The 13,840-nt window shown below is 68.6% G+C and carries 14 protein-coding genes and 1 pseudogene; 9 read left to right on the plus strand and 6 right to left on the minus strand.

Going from position 1 to position 13,840, the window contains the following annotated elements; genetic code table 11:
* Window positions 1-156 precede the first annotated feature (156 nt).
* Entirely contained in the window at window positions 157-1,290 is a 1,134-nt protein-coding gene (locus ABZZ79_RS32145; RefSeq protein WP_356694823.1) for an IS630 family transposase, read from the plus strand.
* Window positions 1,291-1,595: 305 nt separating this feature from the next.
* Here the strand turns inward: ABZZ79_RS32145 and ABZZ79_RS32150 are convergent, their stop codons facing one another.
* Window positions 1,596-2,108, minus strand: a complete 513-nt coding sequence (locus tag ABZZ79_RS32150) for a MarR family winged helix-turn-helix transcriptional regulator (RefSeq protein ID WP_356694825.1) — start codon at window positions 2,106-2,108, stop codon at window positions 1,596-1,598.
* Between the two features lie 98 nt (window positions 2,109-2,206).
* Between ABZZ79_RS32150 and ABZZ79_RS32155 the strand changes: the two genes are divergently transcribed.
* Together ABZZ79_RS32155 and ABZZ79_RS32160 are read left to right on the plus strand one after the other, a co-directional pair.
* Complete coding sequence (locus ABZZ79_RS32155) at window positions 2,207-2,875, plus strand: NAD(P)H-dependent oxidoreductase (RefSeq protein WP_356694827.1); 669 nt, start codon at window positions 2,207-2,209, stop codon at window positions 2,873-2,875.
* Between the two features lie 82 nt (window positions 2,876-2,957).
* Window positions 2,958-3,746, plus strand: coding sequence for an SDR family NAD(P)-dependent oxidoreductase (locus ABZZ79_RS32160; protein WP_356694829.1), 789 nt, complete (start codon window positions 2,958-2,960; stop codon window positions 3,744-3,746).
* A 337-nt stretch (window positions 3,747-4,083) separates the two neighbouring features.
* Here the strand turns inward: ABZZ79_RS32160 and ABZZ79_RS32165 are convergent, their stop codons facing one another.
* The 3 genes from ABZZ79_RS32165 to ABZZ79_RS32175 form a co-directional block, all read right to left on the minus strand.
* On the minus strand, window positions 4,084-4,380 hold the full coding sequence (locus ABZZ79_RS32165) for a hypothetical protein (protein ID WP_356694831.1): 297 nt from the start codon (window positions 4,378-4,380) through the stop codon (window positions 4,084-4,086).
* 246 nt (window positions 4,381-4,626) lie between these two features.
* Window positions 4,627-4,857 (minus strand): hypothetical protein, encoded by a 231-nt coding sequence (locus ABZZ79_RS32170; protein ID WP_356694833.1) that lies wholly within the window; start codon window positions 4,855-4,857, stop codon window positions 4,627-4,629.
* Window positions 4,787-6,640: a DUF2207 domain-containing protein gene (locus ABZZ79_RS32175; RefSeq protein ID WP_356694835.1), complete on the minus strand. Its 1,854-nt coding sequence runs from the start codon at window positions 6,638-6,640 to the stop codon at window positions 4,787-4,789. The genes ABZZ79_RS32170 and ABZZ79_RS32175 overlap by 71 nt, the downstream gene beginning before the upstream one ends.
* A 224-nt stretch (window positions 6,641-6,864) precedes the next feature.
* Between ABZZ79_RS32175 and ABZZ79_RS32180 the strand changes: the two genes are divergently transcribed.
* Window positions 6,865-8,160 carry an ISAs1 family transposase gene (locus tag ABZZ79_RS32180; RefSeq protein ID WP_356694837.1) on the plus strand — a complete coding sequence of 432 codons (1,296 nt, stop codon included), beginning with the start codon at window positions 6,865-6,867 and terminating at the stop codon, window positions 8,158-8,160.
* Window positions 8,161-8,200: 40 nt separating this feature from the next.
* On the opposite strand, the pseudogene ABZZ79_RS32185 reads toward ABZZ79_RS32180, so the two are convergent.
* Window positions 8,201-8,710, minus strand: a pseudogene (locus ABZZ79_RS32185) (transposase family protein); the annotation flags it as partial.
* Between the two features lie 93 nt (window positions 8,711-8,803).
* Between ABZZ79_RS32185 and ABZZ79_RS32190 the strand changes: the two are divergent.
* From ABZZ79_RS32190 to ABZZ79_RS32210, 5 genes are all read left to right on the plus strand, one after another.
* Window positions 8,804-9,355 (plus strand): hypothetical protein, encoded by a 552-nt coding sequence (locus tag ABZZ79_RS32190; protein ID WP_356694839.1) that lies wholly within the window; start codon window positions 8,804-8,806, stop codon window positions 9,353-9,355.
* Between the two features lie 473 nt (window positions 9,356-9,828).
* A complete protein-coding gene (locus ABZZ79_RS32195; protein WP_356694841.1) occupies window positions 9,829-10,311 on the plus strand; it encodes a GFA family protein in 483 nt (160 codons plus the stop codon).
* A gap of 60 nt (window positions 10,312-10,371) precedes the next feature.
* On the plus strand, window positions 10,372-11,298 hold the full coding sequence (locus ABZZ79_RS32200; protein ID WP_356694843.1) for a carbon-nitrogen hydrolase family protein: 927 nt from the start codon (window positions 10,372-10,374) through the stop codon (window positions 11,296-11,298).
* 660 nt (window positions 11,299-11,958) lie between these two features.
* Window positions 11,959-12,333 (plus strand): hypothetical protein, encoded by a 375-nt coding sequence (locus tag ABZZ79_RS32205; protein ID WP_356694845.1) that lies wholly within the window; start codon window positions 11,959-11,961, stop codon window positions 12,331-12,333.
* Window positions 12,323-12,484 carry a hypothetical protein gene (locus ABZZ79_RS32210; protein ID WP_356694847.1) on the plus strand — a complete coding sequence of 54 codons (162 nt, stop codon included), beginning with the start codon at window positions 12,323-12,325 and terminating at the stop codon, window positions 12,482-12,484. Before ABZZ79_RS32205 ends, ABZZ79_RS32210 begins: the two co-directional genes overlap by 11 nt.
* A 615-nt stretch (window positions 12,485-13,099) precedes the next feature.
* Here the strand turns inward: ABZZ79_RS32210 and ABZZ79_RS32215 are convergent.
* Window positions 13,100-13,462, minus strand: a complete 363-nt coding sequence (locus ABZZ79_RS32215; RefSeq protein WP_356694849.1) for a transposase — start codon at window positions 13,460-13,462, stop codon at window positions 13,100-13,102.
* Between the last annotated feature and the right edge of the window lie 378 nt (window positions 13,463-13,840).

Here is a 13,840-nt window from a genome sequence, read left to right on the forward strand (position 1 = left end):
CGCTCCAAGCCTTCGACATCACCTTCGACGGCCGGCTCACCGCCGGACGCCGCTGAACAAAATCGACTGAGTTCCACCGTTCGCTACACAGACCCCCCCGGTGTGACGTGTCGTCCGGATGCTGGGCCGGGGGCTTCGGGCGGTCAGAATGATCGCGTGGCTGAACTTGTGCGGGTCCGGGAGATCGATGACGACGAGGGGCGGCGGCTGCTGCGGATCGTCCGCAGAGGTACCGGTTCGGTGGTGACCTGGCGGCGGGCCCAGATGGTGCTGCTGTCAGCCCAGCACATGCCCGTGGCGAAGATCGCGGAGGTGACGTTCACCAGTGCGGACCGGGTCCGCGACGTGATCCACAACTTCAACGCGGACGGCTTCGACTCGCTCTGCCCGAAGTACCGGGGTGGTCGGCCGAGGACCTTCACACTGCCCGAACGCCGGGAGATCAAGAAGATCGCCAAGTCCAGGCCGGCCGGGCACGGCCTGCCGTTCTCGACCTGGAGCCTGACCAAACTGGCCGACTTCCTGGTCGCCGAGGGGGTGGTCGACGACATCAGCCACGAGGGCCTTCGGGTCCTGCTCCGCGAGGAGGGCGTCTCCTTTCAACGCGTGAAGACCTGGAAGACCTCCCGCGACCCCGAGTACGCCACGAAGAAGGCCCGCGTCGAGCACCTCTACGTGATCGCCGACGGCGAGGTCGTACCCGAGGAGGGCGAACCCGAAATCGTCTTCTGCATGGACGAGTTCGGCCCGCTCAACCTCCAGCCCCACCCCGGCCGGCAGTGGGCGGAGCGCGGCGGGAAGCACAAGGACCCCGACAGGGAGCCCCGGCCCCGCCGACGGGCGACCTACACCCGCCCGCACGGCGTCCGGCACCTGTTCGCCGCCTACGACCTCGGCAAGGACCAGCTCTACGGGCACATCAAGATGACCAGGAACCGCTCCAAGTTCCTGGAGTTCTGCCGCTGCCTGCGCTCGCTGCACCCGATGGACGTGCGGATCGCGATCGTGGCCGACAACTACTCGCCGCACCTGACGACGAAGCGCTGCCAGCGGGTCGGGACGTGGGCGGAGGCGAACAACGTCGAGATCGCTTACACCCCCACCAACAGCACCTGGCTCAACCGCATCGAGGCCCAGTTCACCGCCCTGCGCTACTTCGCCCTCGACGGCACCGACCATGCCAGCCATAAGGCCCAGGGCAGCATGATCCGCCGCTACATCATCTGGCGGAACAAGCACGCCGCCGACGACCGCCTACGCGCAGTCGTCACCAGGGCCAACGTTGCCTGATGCGGCACTAGATAGGTCAGAGATTGGGCATCGGTGCCTTCTGCCAGTCAGTCGGGGCCAGGGCGCCGCCACGGTCGTTGGGGCATCAGCACGTGCGGGTAGCAGCCCTGAACCGGCAAGCATGCTCGCCGCCGTCGGCCGGACCAACGGCTCGAACGCGCGCGAACCGTTCGTGACCCCGGCGGACCGTCGAGACTCACCTGGCTCGCGCCTACCGCAAGTCGGCATCCAGGGCCGCTCCGAACTGGGCCGTGTCCTGCGCGTGTGAAGCGCGAGAGCCACGCGCCCGTCTTGTCCCCGTCCGGTCAGGGCTGGGGCGGGGCGCAGGCGTTGCCGGCCTGCTGCCCGTCCTCGATGCGTCCGACCGGCGCCCCCACGAGCTGGCGGAGCACGGACCGCAGCGCCTGATGAGAGGGTGCGTCCAGGTCGGCCAGCAGATTGTTCTCGATCGCCTCGACGTCGTTGCGCGCGGCGTCGAGGGCGCGGCGGCCGTCCTCGGTCACCTCGACGATACGGGCCCTGCGGTCGGCGGGGTCGGGGCGGCGGCAGACCAGGCCGGCCGACTCCAGCTCGTCGATGACCAGGACGAGCTTGCTCTTGTCGACCGAGACGGCCTGGGCGAGCGAGAGCTGGCTCCTCATGGGCGCCTCGACGATGGCCATCAGAACCGTGTAGCCCCACAGACTCATGCCGTGCTCGCGTACGACTGAGGTCTCCGCGGTGGCGAGCCCCTGCTTGAGCCGGGCGAACAACCAGTGCAGATCGCTGTGGAGCCGGCTGCCCGACGCCGTGTCGCCGGCGGGAGTGGTGAGGGACATGTCAGCAGGATAGCAAAGGATTCAAATCGCCTTGACTTGAGATTATCTCAGTCTACTCTGGTTTCGACTTCAGATCATCTTGCCTGGAAGGGAATGCTGTGGCGCATCTGCTGCACCTGGACGCCAGTGCCCGGAGTGACTCGTTCTCACGGGAGCTCGGCGCGGCCTTCGTCAAACACTGGAAGGCGGCCCATCCGGAAGGCACCTACACCTACCGGGACCTGGTGGCGGAGCCAGTCGCGCCCATCGACGAGGCCCGGGTCCGGCTGGCCACCCAGTCCTCCCTGAACGGGGTGCGGGACATCGCGGCCATGGACGAGGTGGCGGCCGCCGCGCCCGAGCTGGCGGAGGCGTGGGCAGGGACCCGCCCCCTCATCGAACAGCTCCTCGAGGCGGACGTCCTCCTCATCGGGACACCCATGTACAACTTCACCGTCCCCGGCTCGCTCAAGACCTGGATGGACCGGGTGACCCTGCCGTGGCTGCCGCTCGCGGGAAAGTCCGCCGTGATCCTCAGCGCCCGCGGCGGCGCCTACGGCCCCGGCACCCCCCGGGAGCCCTTCGACTTCCAGGAGCCCTTCCTGCGCGCCTACTTCTCGGCGCTGGGGCTCGAGGACGTGCAGTTCGTGCACACCGAACTCACCCACGCCCCGGTCATGCCGTTCCTGGCACAGTTCAAGGACGCCCACGAGGCGTCCCGCATCGCCGCTCTGGAAGCGGTCGAGGTGCTCGCCACCCGCGCACCGGCCGAGACCCCCACGGCCTGAGCCGGGTCGACGGCCGGGCAGGCCCCCGGGCCGGCCCGGCGTCACAGAACGCACTCACGACGAAGAGAGGACATCCCGCACGATGGACACCGCACTCAAGGACCGTGTGGTCCTGGTCACCGGCGCTTCCACCGGTATCGGCGCCGCGACCGCCCGGGCCTACGGCCAGGAGGGCGCCCGCGTCGCCATCACCTACCGCAACAATCCGGAGAAGGCCGAGAAGGTCTCCTCCGAGATCGAGGCAGCCGGCGGGCAGGCCTTAGTGGTCCGGCTCGACCTGGAGGACCTGCCCACCGTCGAGGAGGCCGCGAACACCGTCATCGAGTCGTGGGGCGGGATCGACGTGCTCGTCGCCAACGCCGTGCGCTGGGGCGGCGACGGCCCGCCGGACCCGAGCGTCCGCTTCGAGCACGTGTCGCTCGACGAGTGGCAGGCCATGATCAGCGCCAACCTCATCGGCGCCGCCGCCCAGGTCCGCGCGGTCCTGCCGAGCATGCGCTCGCGCGGCTGGGGACGCATCGTGCTGATCTCCTCCAGCGTGGCCGAGGAGGGCCTGCCCGGACCCGGTCCGTACGGAACGGCCAAGTCCGGTCTCTACGGCCTTGCCCGCAGTCTCGCCTGGGAGGCCGGCCGGGACGGCATCCTGGTCAATGTCGTGGCGCCCGGCTTCACCCTGACCGACAGCCGCCCGCCGATCCCCAAGGCCATCACCGACAAGCTGGCCTCCGGCACGCCCACCCGTCGCCTCTCCGACGCGGACGATGTCGCCAAGCTCGTCCTGTTCCTCGGCTCGGGGGCCAACGGCAACCTCACGGGCGAGGTCGTCCGTGACGGTTCGTCCGCCGCGCGCGCTCCGCACGTCGGTCCCTGACGCCCCAGCTGTTGCGTACCACCCCTCACCGGGGTTCCGTCCGCCACCGTCGGACGGAACCCCGGTCATGTCGATCTGCACCGCCCAAGTGGGGTGATGTCCGATGGCCACTTCGAGGATCGCAACATCCTCAGGATCCCAGTCGGAGAAGAGGTAGCCGGTCTGCTCATCGTCGATGTCGATATAGAGGTTGCCGTCCAGAGTCCACGGATTGCGCTGCTCGGGCAGATGCCGATCGAGCGAGGCAACGGTCTCAGCTCGCTCACCTGTGGGAAACACGAAGACAGATCGCATGGGTTGGAGCGTAGGCAGTTCAGCTTTGTGACGACCATGGATTTCAGGGACGATGCCGGTCCGTCGACGTTGTGGTGGTGGTGCGGTTGGCAATCTCTGCGAAGGCCGACATGCCGAGATCGACTGTGGAGGATCGGCGGGCTGCTTCGGTATCGAGCTGGTCCAGCTTGCCCTGCGCGCCAGAGAGGCTGACCTGTAGACCCTCGACTCCGCCCAGCCATCCTTCCCGCTCCGCCTCGGCGATCCGGGCAATCAGGTTGTCACGGATGTCAGTCAGCCGTGACCGTTGGGCTGGATCAGGCCGGAAGTCATCAAGGGGAAGCTTCAGCCGTCGAGTCACCCATCGACCCGTTCAACCAGCCACGGCACCGTGGGGAGTTCGGCGTCCGGATCCCGCCTCGAAGCGGGCGAAGCTTGAACAGCGCCACGGTGACGGTGCGATACCGGCCGACCGGCTGCTCGTAAGGTGTCGACGGGCTGGATCCACCCGGCGGCCTCCACGCTGGGTTTGATCAAGCCCCCGCTGAGCGGCGGCCATGCCCCCGTCAGTCGTGACGGGCGAACTTGACCGCCGAGGCGAGCAGGATCACTGCCAGCACGGGGACAAAAGGACCAGGTCCGAGAACACGCCCAGGAGCAGCACGCCCAGCACCGCACCGGCGGCGAAGCCTGCGGCCATCACCAGGCCAAAGCGGGAGTTCGCGCCGAGCACTGCGAAGGCGGGCGCCTTCGTTACACGGGTGACGTCACCAGGAGCCGCCGCCACCGCCCCCGGAGCCACCGCCGACGTCACCACCACCACCACCACCGCCTCCACCCCCTCCTCCTCCGCTACCGCCGCTGCTGGACGCCGGGGCGGTGCTGGCGCGCGCGGTGTGGAGGAGCAGGCCCACGGCCAGGGCCGGGGCAATCCGGGAGGTCACGGCCGACCGGTGTTCGGGGACGGTGGTCGAGTCGGCGATCGCCTTCTCCCAGGCCTGGGCCACGTCCAGGGCCACCGCCCAGGCCGTGTACAGCTCCATCCGTTCCTCGTCCAGGGGCTCGTCCGCCTGGAGCGCGGCCGGGTCGGCGAGGTAACGCCGGAACGCCTCGGTCCGGAGCCAGAGGGCGGCGCCGCGAGGGCTGCGGGTCTCAAGTTCCCAGGAGCGCCGCCGCAGCGCGTAGCCGACACTCACGGCGATCAGGCCCACGGCGAGGATCGGCCAGCCGACCGCGTTCCGGCCGCCGCCGACCCAGGCTCCGAGCCCTGCGACGACAAAGCCGAGCAAGGTGGCGGCGAGGCCGACGGGCCGTCCGAGACGGGAACGACGCGCGGCGGCCGCGTCCCACAGGCCGCTGTCCGCCTGCCATTGTTCCAGCGCGCGGGTGAGACTCTCCCAGGCCGACCTGAACTGCGGGTCGTACCAGCCCAGGGTGCAGGTGTCGCGCCCCGAGAAGATGCTGCCGAAGACGACTCTCGCGACCGGGTCTGCCGGGGCGTCGGCCGGATCCCGGCGTCTCAGTGTGGGGTGCTGGTCGGTCCCCTCGACGGTGATGTGGCCGTCGGCGGCCGCGCCCAGCAGCCAGGCCACCTTGTGGTGGTGCCCTACGCCTTCGGAGAGGAGGATCCCGCCCTGGGCCGGGGTCAATCCCTCCGGGGGCACGAGGGACGGGGTGAGCGAGGCGGCGCGCCGGTCGAGGTCCACACGCCGGGTCCTGCCGGGCGCCCCGTCAGTGCCCTCCTCGGCGATCCGGTCACGGCCGAGGAAGCGCAGCAGTTGAACCGTCACCAGGGCGCAGGCCAGGGCGAAGAGGAAGGCGAGCAGGCCCACCCACAGCGGATGCGGGACGGCGGCGCCGACGGCTTTCCCGGAGGGCAGCGCGGGCAGGGCGGGCTTCGCGCCGGTCAGCTTCGCCCCACGGGAGGTGTACAGAGTGACGCCCTCACGCCCCTTGAGCTTGTCGAGCGTGACGGCGAGGTGGCCGGGTGCGGCCTTCTTGGCCGTACATCCGTCCTCCGACCCGTTGGTGCCCTGCACGCAGCGCGTGCCGGTGAGATCGTAGGGCGCCACGACATGGATCTCGACGTCGGAGCGGTCGACCCGCCATCCCGTGCCGACGGCATCCCAAGCGAGTTTGCCGTTCTTCACGACGTCCGTGAGCGTGTACTCGATGCGGTACCGGTGCACGCCGGTGACGGAGCGGTCGGGGTCGCCCACCTCGATGCGGGTGGCGATCTCCCGTCGGCCGTCCGGCTCCTCGTAGTAGTCGCCCGCGTCGAACTCCCACGGAACGCGGTGGCCATCCATGGTCGCGACGACCTTGGCGGTCTCCTGGTCGCTGTACAGACCCGGCACGTCGCGGTAGACGCCGTGCCGAGTCGCGTCGGGGTACGCGAAGTCGTAGTCGATGACCTCGGTGACCCGAACACTGCCGTCCGCGGCGACCTCGGCGCCCACCCACATGGTGTTGACGCGCTCCACGTTCCCGCTCACCCAGCCGAGCGCGACGAGACCGCCGAGCAACAGCGTGACGAAGGTGATCGCGAGCGGGTCGTTGATCCTGCGTCTGCGGGCCAGGGTCCAAATGTCCCTGGGTCTCTCGTCTTGTGCGGCACTCAAGGAAACACCCCCCACATTATGGGGCCTCCCCAGCCCCACGAAGATCGGCAGCGTATCCCGGCCGCGGACCGACAATAAGGAGCCGGTCCGCATCCAGGGCCCCGGCGTGTGCCTGGCTCGCCCCGGCTTGGAGTGGTTGATCGCGGCAGCGGGCCCCGGAAGCAGGTGAACACGGCACCTGTGGATCATGGAGTTCTCTACGCTTCAAGATCCACGAAGGTGCCGTGTTCGTCCCTCCATCATCTCCTGTCGCTGTTCTCGCGCCTCACGCACCCCGCCTGGAGTCCCTCGGTGAGGCTGGCGCACAGGTCCAAGTCCGTTGTCTGGTTGCCGAGTTCGAGTCGGTCACCGACCCGCGAGGGGCTTGCGGGGTGCGTTACCGGATCTCCTCGCTGCTGGCCCTGGTGGTCTGCGCGATGACTGCGGCGGGCCACGACTCGATCACCGCGGCGGCGGAGTGGTGCCGGCGTGCGACGCCGCAGGAGCTTGCCGCCTTCGGCCTGCCCTATCACCCGTTGCTGGGCCGCTACCGAGTCCCGAGCGAGAAGACCCTGCGCAGCGTCCTGGGGCGTCTGGATCCCGGTGAGATCACCGCGGCCGGCTACGACTACCTCCGGCCCCTGCTGTCCACGCAGCCCCCTCAGCCGGATCCGGTGATGCCCGATGGCGGAACCGAGCGCGAACAGCGCCAGGCCCACCGGACAGCCACCCGCGCCGAGCCCGTGAGGTCCAGGCGCCGGGCGATCGCGGTGGACGGCAAGTGCCTGCGTGGCGCGAAGCGACCGGACGGCAGTCGGGTCTTCGTGCTGTCCGCGGTCCGCCACGGCGACGGCGTCACGCTCGCCTCGCGCGAGAATGGCGCGAAGACCAACGAGATCCCCGAGTTCGCACCCCTGCTCGACCAGGTCGACGACATAGATCTCGCGGGGACCGTCGTCACCGCCGATGCCCTCCACGCCCAACGCGACCACGCCACCTACCTGCACGAACGCGGCGCCCACTACCTGCTGACCATCAAGAACAACCAGCGGGGCCAGGCCCGCCAACTCCATGCCCTGCCCTGGAAGAACATCCCCGTGATCCACCGCGACGACACACGAGGGCACGGCCGCCACGAGCAACGGATCGTCCAGGTCGTCACTGTCGCGGGCCTGCTCTTTCCGTACGCGGCCCAGGTCCTGCGGATCCAGCGCCGTCGCCGCCTCTACGGAGCGAAGAAGTGGTCCAGCGAGACCGTCTACGCCATCACGGACCTGACCGCCGAAGAAGCGAACGCGGCCGAGATCGCGTCTTGGGCTCGCGGGCGCTGGACGGTGGAAAACACCGTCCACTGGGTCCGCGATGCGGTCTTCGGAGAAGACAAGTCCCAGGTCAGAACCCACAATGCGCCCGCCGTACTCGCTGCCGTCCGCGACCTGATCCGCAGCGCACTCAAGCTCGCCGGATACGTCAACACCACCGCCGGACGCCGAGCCCACACCGACCGCCTCCGCGTCCTCACCCTCTACGGCATCACATGATCAAAACCGGACGAGTCAGGCAAACGCCGGGGCCCTGGTTGCCGACGGCATCCTTGGCGCCTGACTCTTCCCATGCCTTGCAGTCGTTGCGGTTCCCGGCGAGCGGTCGGCCGACCACGACGACCAGGCGGGTGTCGGCGTCTATGACGACCTGATGGTTGGTGGAGTACCGGTAGTTCTTCGACCGCTCGGCGATCGTGTGGTCGCGGGTGGGCACCAGGGTGCCGTCCACGATGAGCACGGTGTCCTTGGCGAACCGCTTGCGGGGCTGGAGTGCGAGCAGGGGTCCGAGGTGGTTGATGACTCGGCCAGCCGTCGACTTCGAGACGCCGAACAGCGGAGCGAGCTGCCGCAACGTCAGATTGGTTCGCCAGTAGGCCGTGACCAGCAACACCCGATCTTCCAACGGCAGGCTCCACGGCCGGCCTCGGCGGACCACATCTGCTCCATCGCGCCGCAGCGTGGTCAGCAGTTTGCCGAAGCAGCGCGGGCTCAGCCCCGCGAACGGGGTTATCCAGGACGGCTCCGATGCCGTGATCACACTCGCCACATCATGATCATCACTCAGGCTGGCCCAATGCCGAGCCGATGCCGCAGTTACGCTGATCGGGGCAGTCCACAATGCGCAAGACCGGGGGAAACCGTGAACCGACCACTGTTGTTCCTCGACGTGGACGGGCCGCTCAACCCTTACGCGGCCAAGCCGGAGAGGCGTCCCCACGGCTACATCACACTCAGAGTCCCCCGGAACGACGCCCATGAGGACGACAGGGGCCTCTCGTCCCGACGACGTCCCCTACGTGTCTGGCTCAACCCAGAGCACGGACGAATCCTGCTCCAGCTCGGCTTCGAGCTGTGCTGGGCCACCACATGGATGGACGACGCAAACCGGTGGATCGCACCAGTGCTCGGCCTTCCGGAACTTCCCTTCGTCGACTTCGGCGACGTCCTACTCCAGGAACGCCCTGATGGAGTCCACTGGAAGACCGGACCGCTGGTGAACTACGCCAATGGCCGCCCTTTCGCCTGGGTGGACGACGAGCAGAGCGAGCTGGATCAGACCTACGTGACCGCCCACCATCGAGGCCCCGGGCTCCTCCACCACGTCAACCCGCGGATCGGCCTACTGGAGAACGACTTCCGCGCACTCGCCGACTATGCCCGGTCCCTGAACACCTCACGAACCACCGGCTGAGCACCTCACCAGCTCTACAGGTTGCTCCGTACTCGGAGCCAAGATCTTTGCGGGACAGTCCTTAGGGGATGCTCAACCAGGACAACTCCAGAAAGGCGCTGGGCTACTTCATAGAGGCATTCGGGCCGTCGAAACCTGACGAGAAGAAAGCGAACGACCCACATCCCAGGACTTTGAGAACTGCGGGCCGCTTCGAAGAATCTGGGTGAGTGAAACATCGGGAAATCAGCGAAGAACTGAGAATCGCCCGCCACATGCTCCTCTGCATCGAGAACAATGCTCGGCGACGAGAACACATTTGTTCATCAATTTCATCGAAGCGGCCTACGTCGCGCCGGTGAACGAGGCACAGTCGGCCTGAAAGGAGTTGCTCGTCCGAACCGGTGGGTGGCCGTCCCACTCCTTCGACGGCCAGCACCGCACGCCACCACACAGAGGAGCACAAGAAGTGAACACATGGACTTGACAGGGAATTGTGTTCCTGCTGGCAAGAGACGCGGATCTCCGGCGGCCCCGCGGTCCTCTGGGTCGGCTTCCGCAAGAACGGGCTGACGTGGATCGGTCCGGGCGGCGAGCCGACCTGGTACGCCACCTGGCCGACCCTGCGCCGAGGCTTCTGTCCGCGCTGCGGAACACACCTCGTGTCGATCGCCGACGACTCCAACATGATCATGGTCACGGGATTCAGCCTCGATGACCGCAGTGGCACCGATCCCGTCAGTCACTCCTTCCGTGGCGAGGCGGCGCCGTGGATGAATCACCCTCGGTCCCGACCCGCTCTATCCGGAGCCCGCCTCACCGTGACGCTAACGCCGCTGGAGCACAGGCTGGCTGCTAGGCCCCGCTGTCGCCACCTTCTGGCGCCGCTGCGCCACCGATCGCTTCGACCGCATGCAGCTATCCAATGCGAGCACTCCACCAGCCTCGGCCCCACAAAGAGCCCCCAGTTCCGCTGACCGCCCTTCCCTGCTCACCTCCTTCACGGAGCCGGCAAGCACTCGCCGATCGGAGAGACGATGACGACTTCTACACCGGACGAATGCCCCAGCCCGTCCAGGACATTGAGGCTGGCAGTCGCGCAGAGCACCGTGCCGGAAGATCCCACTGACCGAGGAGCACTTCGAGCGGCAGGGCAGGAGATCCGGGCCCTGATGGCGGAGGCGGCCGGGGCGGGCGCGCAGCTGGTGCAGTTCCCCGAAGGGGCAATCGTCTATCCGAGCAAGCACGTGATGGCGGCAGGCCCGCACGGCGAGCTGGTCCCGGCCGACTGGAGCCGTGCCGCCTGGGACGTCATGCGCGAGGAGGCCGAGTCGATCGCTGTGCTGGCGGGGGAACTGCGGCTGTGGACGGTGTTCGGGTCGATTCACCCGCTCACGCCGCCGAACTGGCCCCACAACAGCCTCTTCGTCGTCTCCGACCGGGGCGAGCTGGTCGCCAGGTACGACAAGCGGTTCCTGTCGCATACCGAGGTCTCCTACCTATACACCCCGGGGCGGGAGCCGTTGGTCTTCGAGGTGGGTGGCATCCGGATCGGCTGCGCGCTGTGCGTGGAGGCGAACTTCCCGCCGCTCTTCGCCGAGTACGAGCGCTTGGGCGTCGACTGCGTCCTGCTCTCCGTGATGGTCGACGACGCTCCAAGGGCGCGCGTCGCCCAGGCCTACGGGACGCTGTACTGCTACTGGGTGGGCTACGCCGTGCCGGCGCAGTTCAGTGCCAAGGTACCCTCCGGAATCGTGGCGCCCGGAGGCCGGTGGGTGGCGCAGTGCCCCGCCGACGGACAACCCGCTCTGGCGGTCGTGGACATCGACCTCGACTCGACCGACACGGACATCGACGTAGCCCTTCGGTACGCCCGGCCATGGCGCCGCCGGGCGCAGGACGGGCTCTACAGGGACCGGCTGCTGGTTGGGGACCCGCGCAGCGACGGCCGCACAACGTTTTGAGACCGCCCTATCAGTTACAGTGCGCCATCGAAGATCTTGCGATAAGCGTGAACAAAGGCGTGCTGTCGGCGGCTCCATCCCCGGCCGCGAGGTCGGGCCCGGTCAGTCCGCGTTGCCACCGGCGGTAGGCGAGCGGGTGGGTGAACTGGTCGACGCCGATATACAAGCACCGGCCCGCGCCCCCCGTCCCTCCTTTCGGCCGAAGGGGACTACCGGGGGACTACCAGCAACCTCTGTGCTGGCAGGGACAGTTGTCGCATCCTCGAAGTCCTGCACGAGTGGCGGCGACAGCCCCATGCGGCAGGTCTCTTCGGCCTCTGCGGACCCCGCCGGAGCTTCCTCGCGAGACCTAGAATCAGCGCTTCCGTCCCGACTGATCCTCATTGCCCGACTTCGGGTTGTGGCCGGCGGGCGCGATCCGACGACTCCTGAGGAGAACCCCGTGTCCGGCACATCTTCCTCCTGGAGCTGACCGAGCCGACGCGCGAGCGGTGGCCGAGCCAGGAGGACCACGACGGGCACGGTGAGCCGACGCGGCTCGAGTGCTTCTGGACCCCGCTGGAGACCGCTCACGTGCTCCAGTCCGGGCAGGGCACGCTGCTCGGACTCCTGGACGCCTGACCCCACCCATTCGCCCCGCCCCGTCCAGGGAGTCAGCCAATGCGCAGCGCCCCCGCCCGGCACGACCCGATCGACGAGCTGTACCGCAGCCTGGTGGCCGACGACGGCGAGGCCGCCGTCTCGGCGATCCTGAAGTTGCGCGGGGAGACCTGCGACATCGACTGCATCTACTCCTACGAGAAGCGCAAGGAGGCCCCGGGAGAAGCGCGGATCGACGCCGGGCAGGTACGCCGACTCGTGGTCCCCGCGCGAGCGGGGGTGTTCCGCGGCAGGCGAAGTCCAACCTCATCCCGCAGGCGTGGTCCCCGCGCGAGCGGGGGTGTTCCGGCGCAGAAGCCCGCGACCATGGCGGTGTTCCCCGCGCGAGCGGGGGTGCCCCCAGACACGCGCGGCGCTGCTGGTCTTGCTGCGTGACCTCGGCTGGGAGGACCTGCCGGCTGTCCGCCGCGCCGACGGCGAGCGCATCACGCCCCTGCGACTGCGCGCCGAGCTACGCCCCGCGCCCACCGTGGCGATCTCCGCCTCCGCCGACGCACTCCCCTTGCTGGCGGTGAGCGCCCGATGAGCACCCAGGCGCCCGCCCTGTCTGCCGCTGCCGACCCGCTGTCGCGCCTGCGGCCGCCCGACGACGTCCGGACCCTCTCCCCCACCCATCCGGCACTTGACCTGCGGACGGACACCACGAGGGAGGGGCCGCCCGATAGCCAGCCAGGTCCAGGGCCGGGTCGGACTGTCCAGGGTGGGCGAAGCCCAGCGCGTAGCGCCGCCGCGGGCGCCCTTGACCGGCCGGCCCGGCCCGCACACTCCACGAGCGGGCGGCCCCGGCCGACAACGTGCGCGACGCTCGCTGAAACTCCCCACTCGGTTGAACGTCGGAGCGAGTGGGGCGACGAGCAGCACTGGTCGATTTCAGGGCTCTGGCCGCAGTTCCGTGACGGCCTACGTCCTCATGCCGAGTGCTGATGCTTGTGCAGGGCTGCGCTAGCCCGGAAGCGGAGCCGTCCGCAGCGGTCCTTGTCTTCGTCGGTTGCGTCGTCGGCGCAACAGCAGTGCTGCGCCAGCCAGCGCAAGTCCTCCGGGTCAAGCCATAGAGGGATACGGCCTTGTCCGGCCTCGGCTTGCGGATCCGTGGGTTGTGGCGACTTCATGGGTCCTGACTGTATGCCCAGCTCTCGGAGCCTCATGGCTGGATGAGGATGCGGGTTCGCAGGAGTTCGAACGAGGCTCGGCCATACATGGCTCGCTTGAGCGTTTTCACCCGGTTCACGTGTCCTTCGACGACGCCGGAACTCCAGGGGAGGGTGAGGCCGGCGGTGACGGCGTCGAGGTCCTGGCGGAGGAAGCCGGCGAAGCCCTGCATGGGCTTCAGTGCGTCCTGCTCGGCTTGCCGGATCCACTCGCGCAGCAGGTACCCGCGCTGGTGGCGGACCAGGTCGGCGAATGCCCGGGCGAGATCGCAGGCCCGGGTGATGTCCGGGCATGCGAGCCGGACTTGGAGGAGTCGCTCGGCCTGGCTTTCGGTGAGCGTCTCCCGGGGTCGCATGATCCACGAGGTGATCTTGCGAGGGCTGGGGATGTCGGCCCGGACCGCTTCGGCGGTGCCCGCGCGGAGGGCGGCGAGTGTTGAGGTATGCCTTGAACGGCTCCAGGACGCCGTTGGAGCGGCGGTCGCGGGCGGAGGCCAGCAGTTCGTCGAGGTCGGTGTCGCGGAAGCGGCGCACGGTCGGCGCGTTGGTACGTGCTGTGTCTACGTCTCGCCTGTTTCCGGCAGTCCGGGCACCGGCCCGGGCGAGCGGTGGACACCGCCTCCACCACCAGGACGTCAGAGGAGTCGCTGACGCGCTCCACTCGCACATCGATCCCGGGAAACAGCACAGCCTCGACCGTCTTGCTTGCCACGCCAGGAAACACTCTGCCGAAA

The sequence above is a fragment of the Streptomyces sp. NPDC006458 genome, from assembly GCF_040612135.1.
GTDB lineage: Bacteria > Actinomycetota > Actinomycetes > Streptomycetales > Streptomycetaceae > Streptomyces.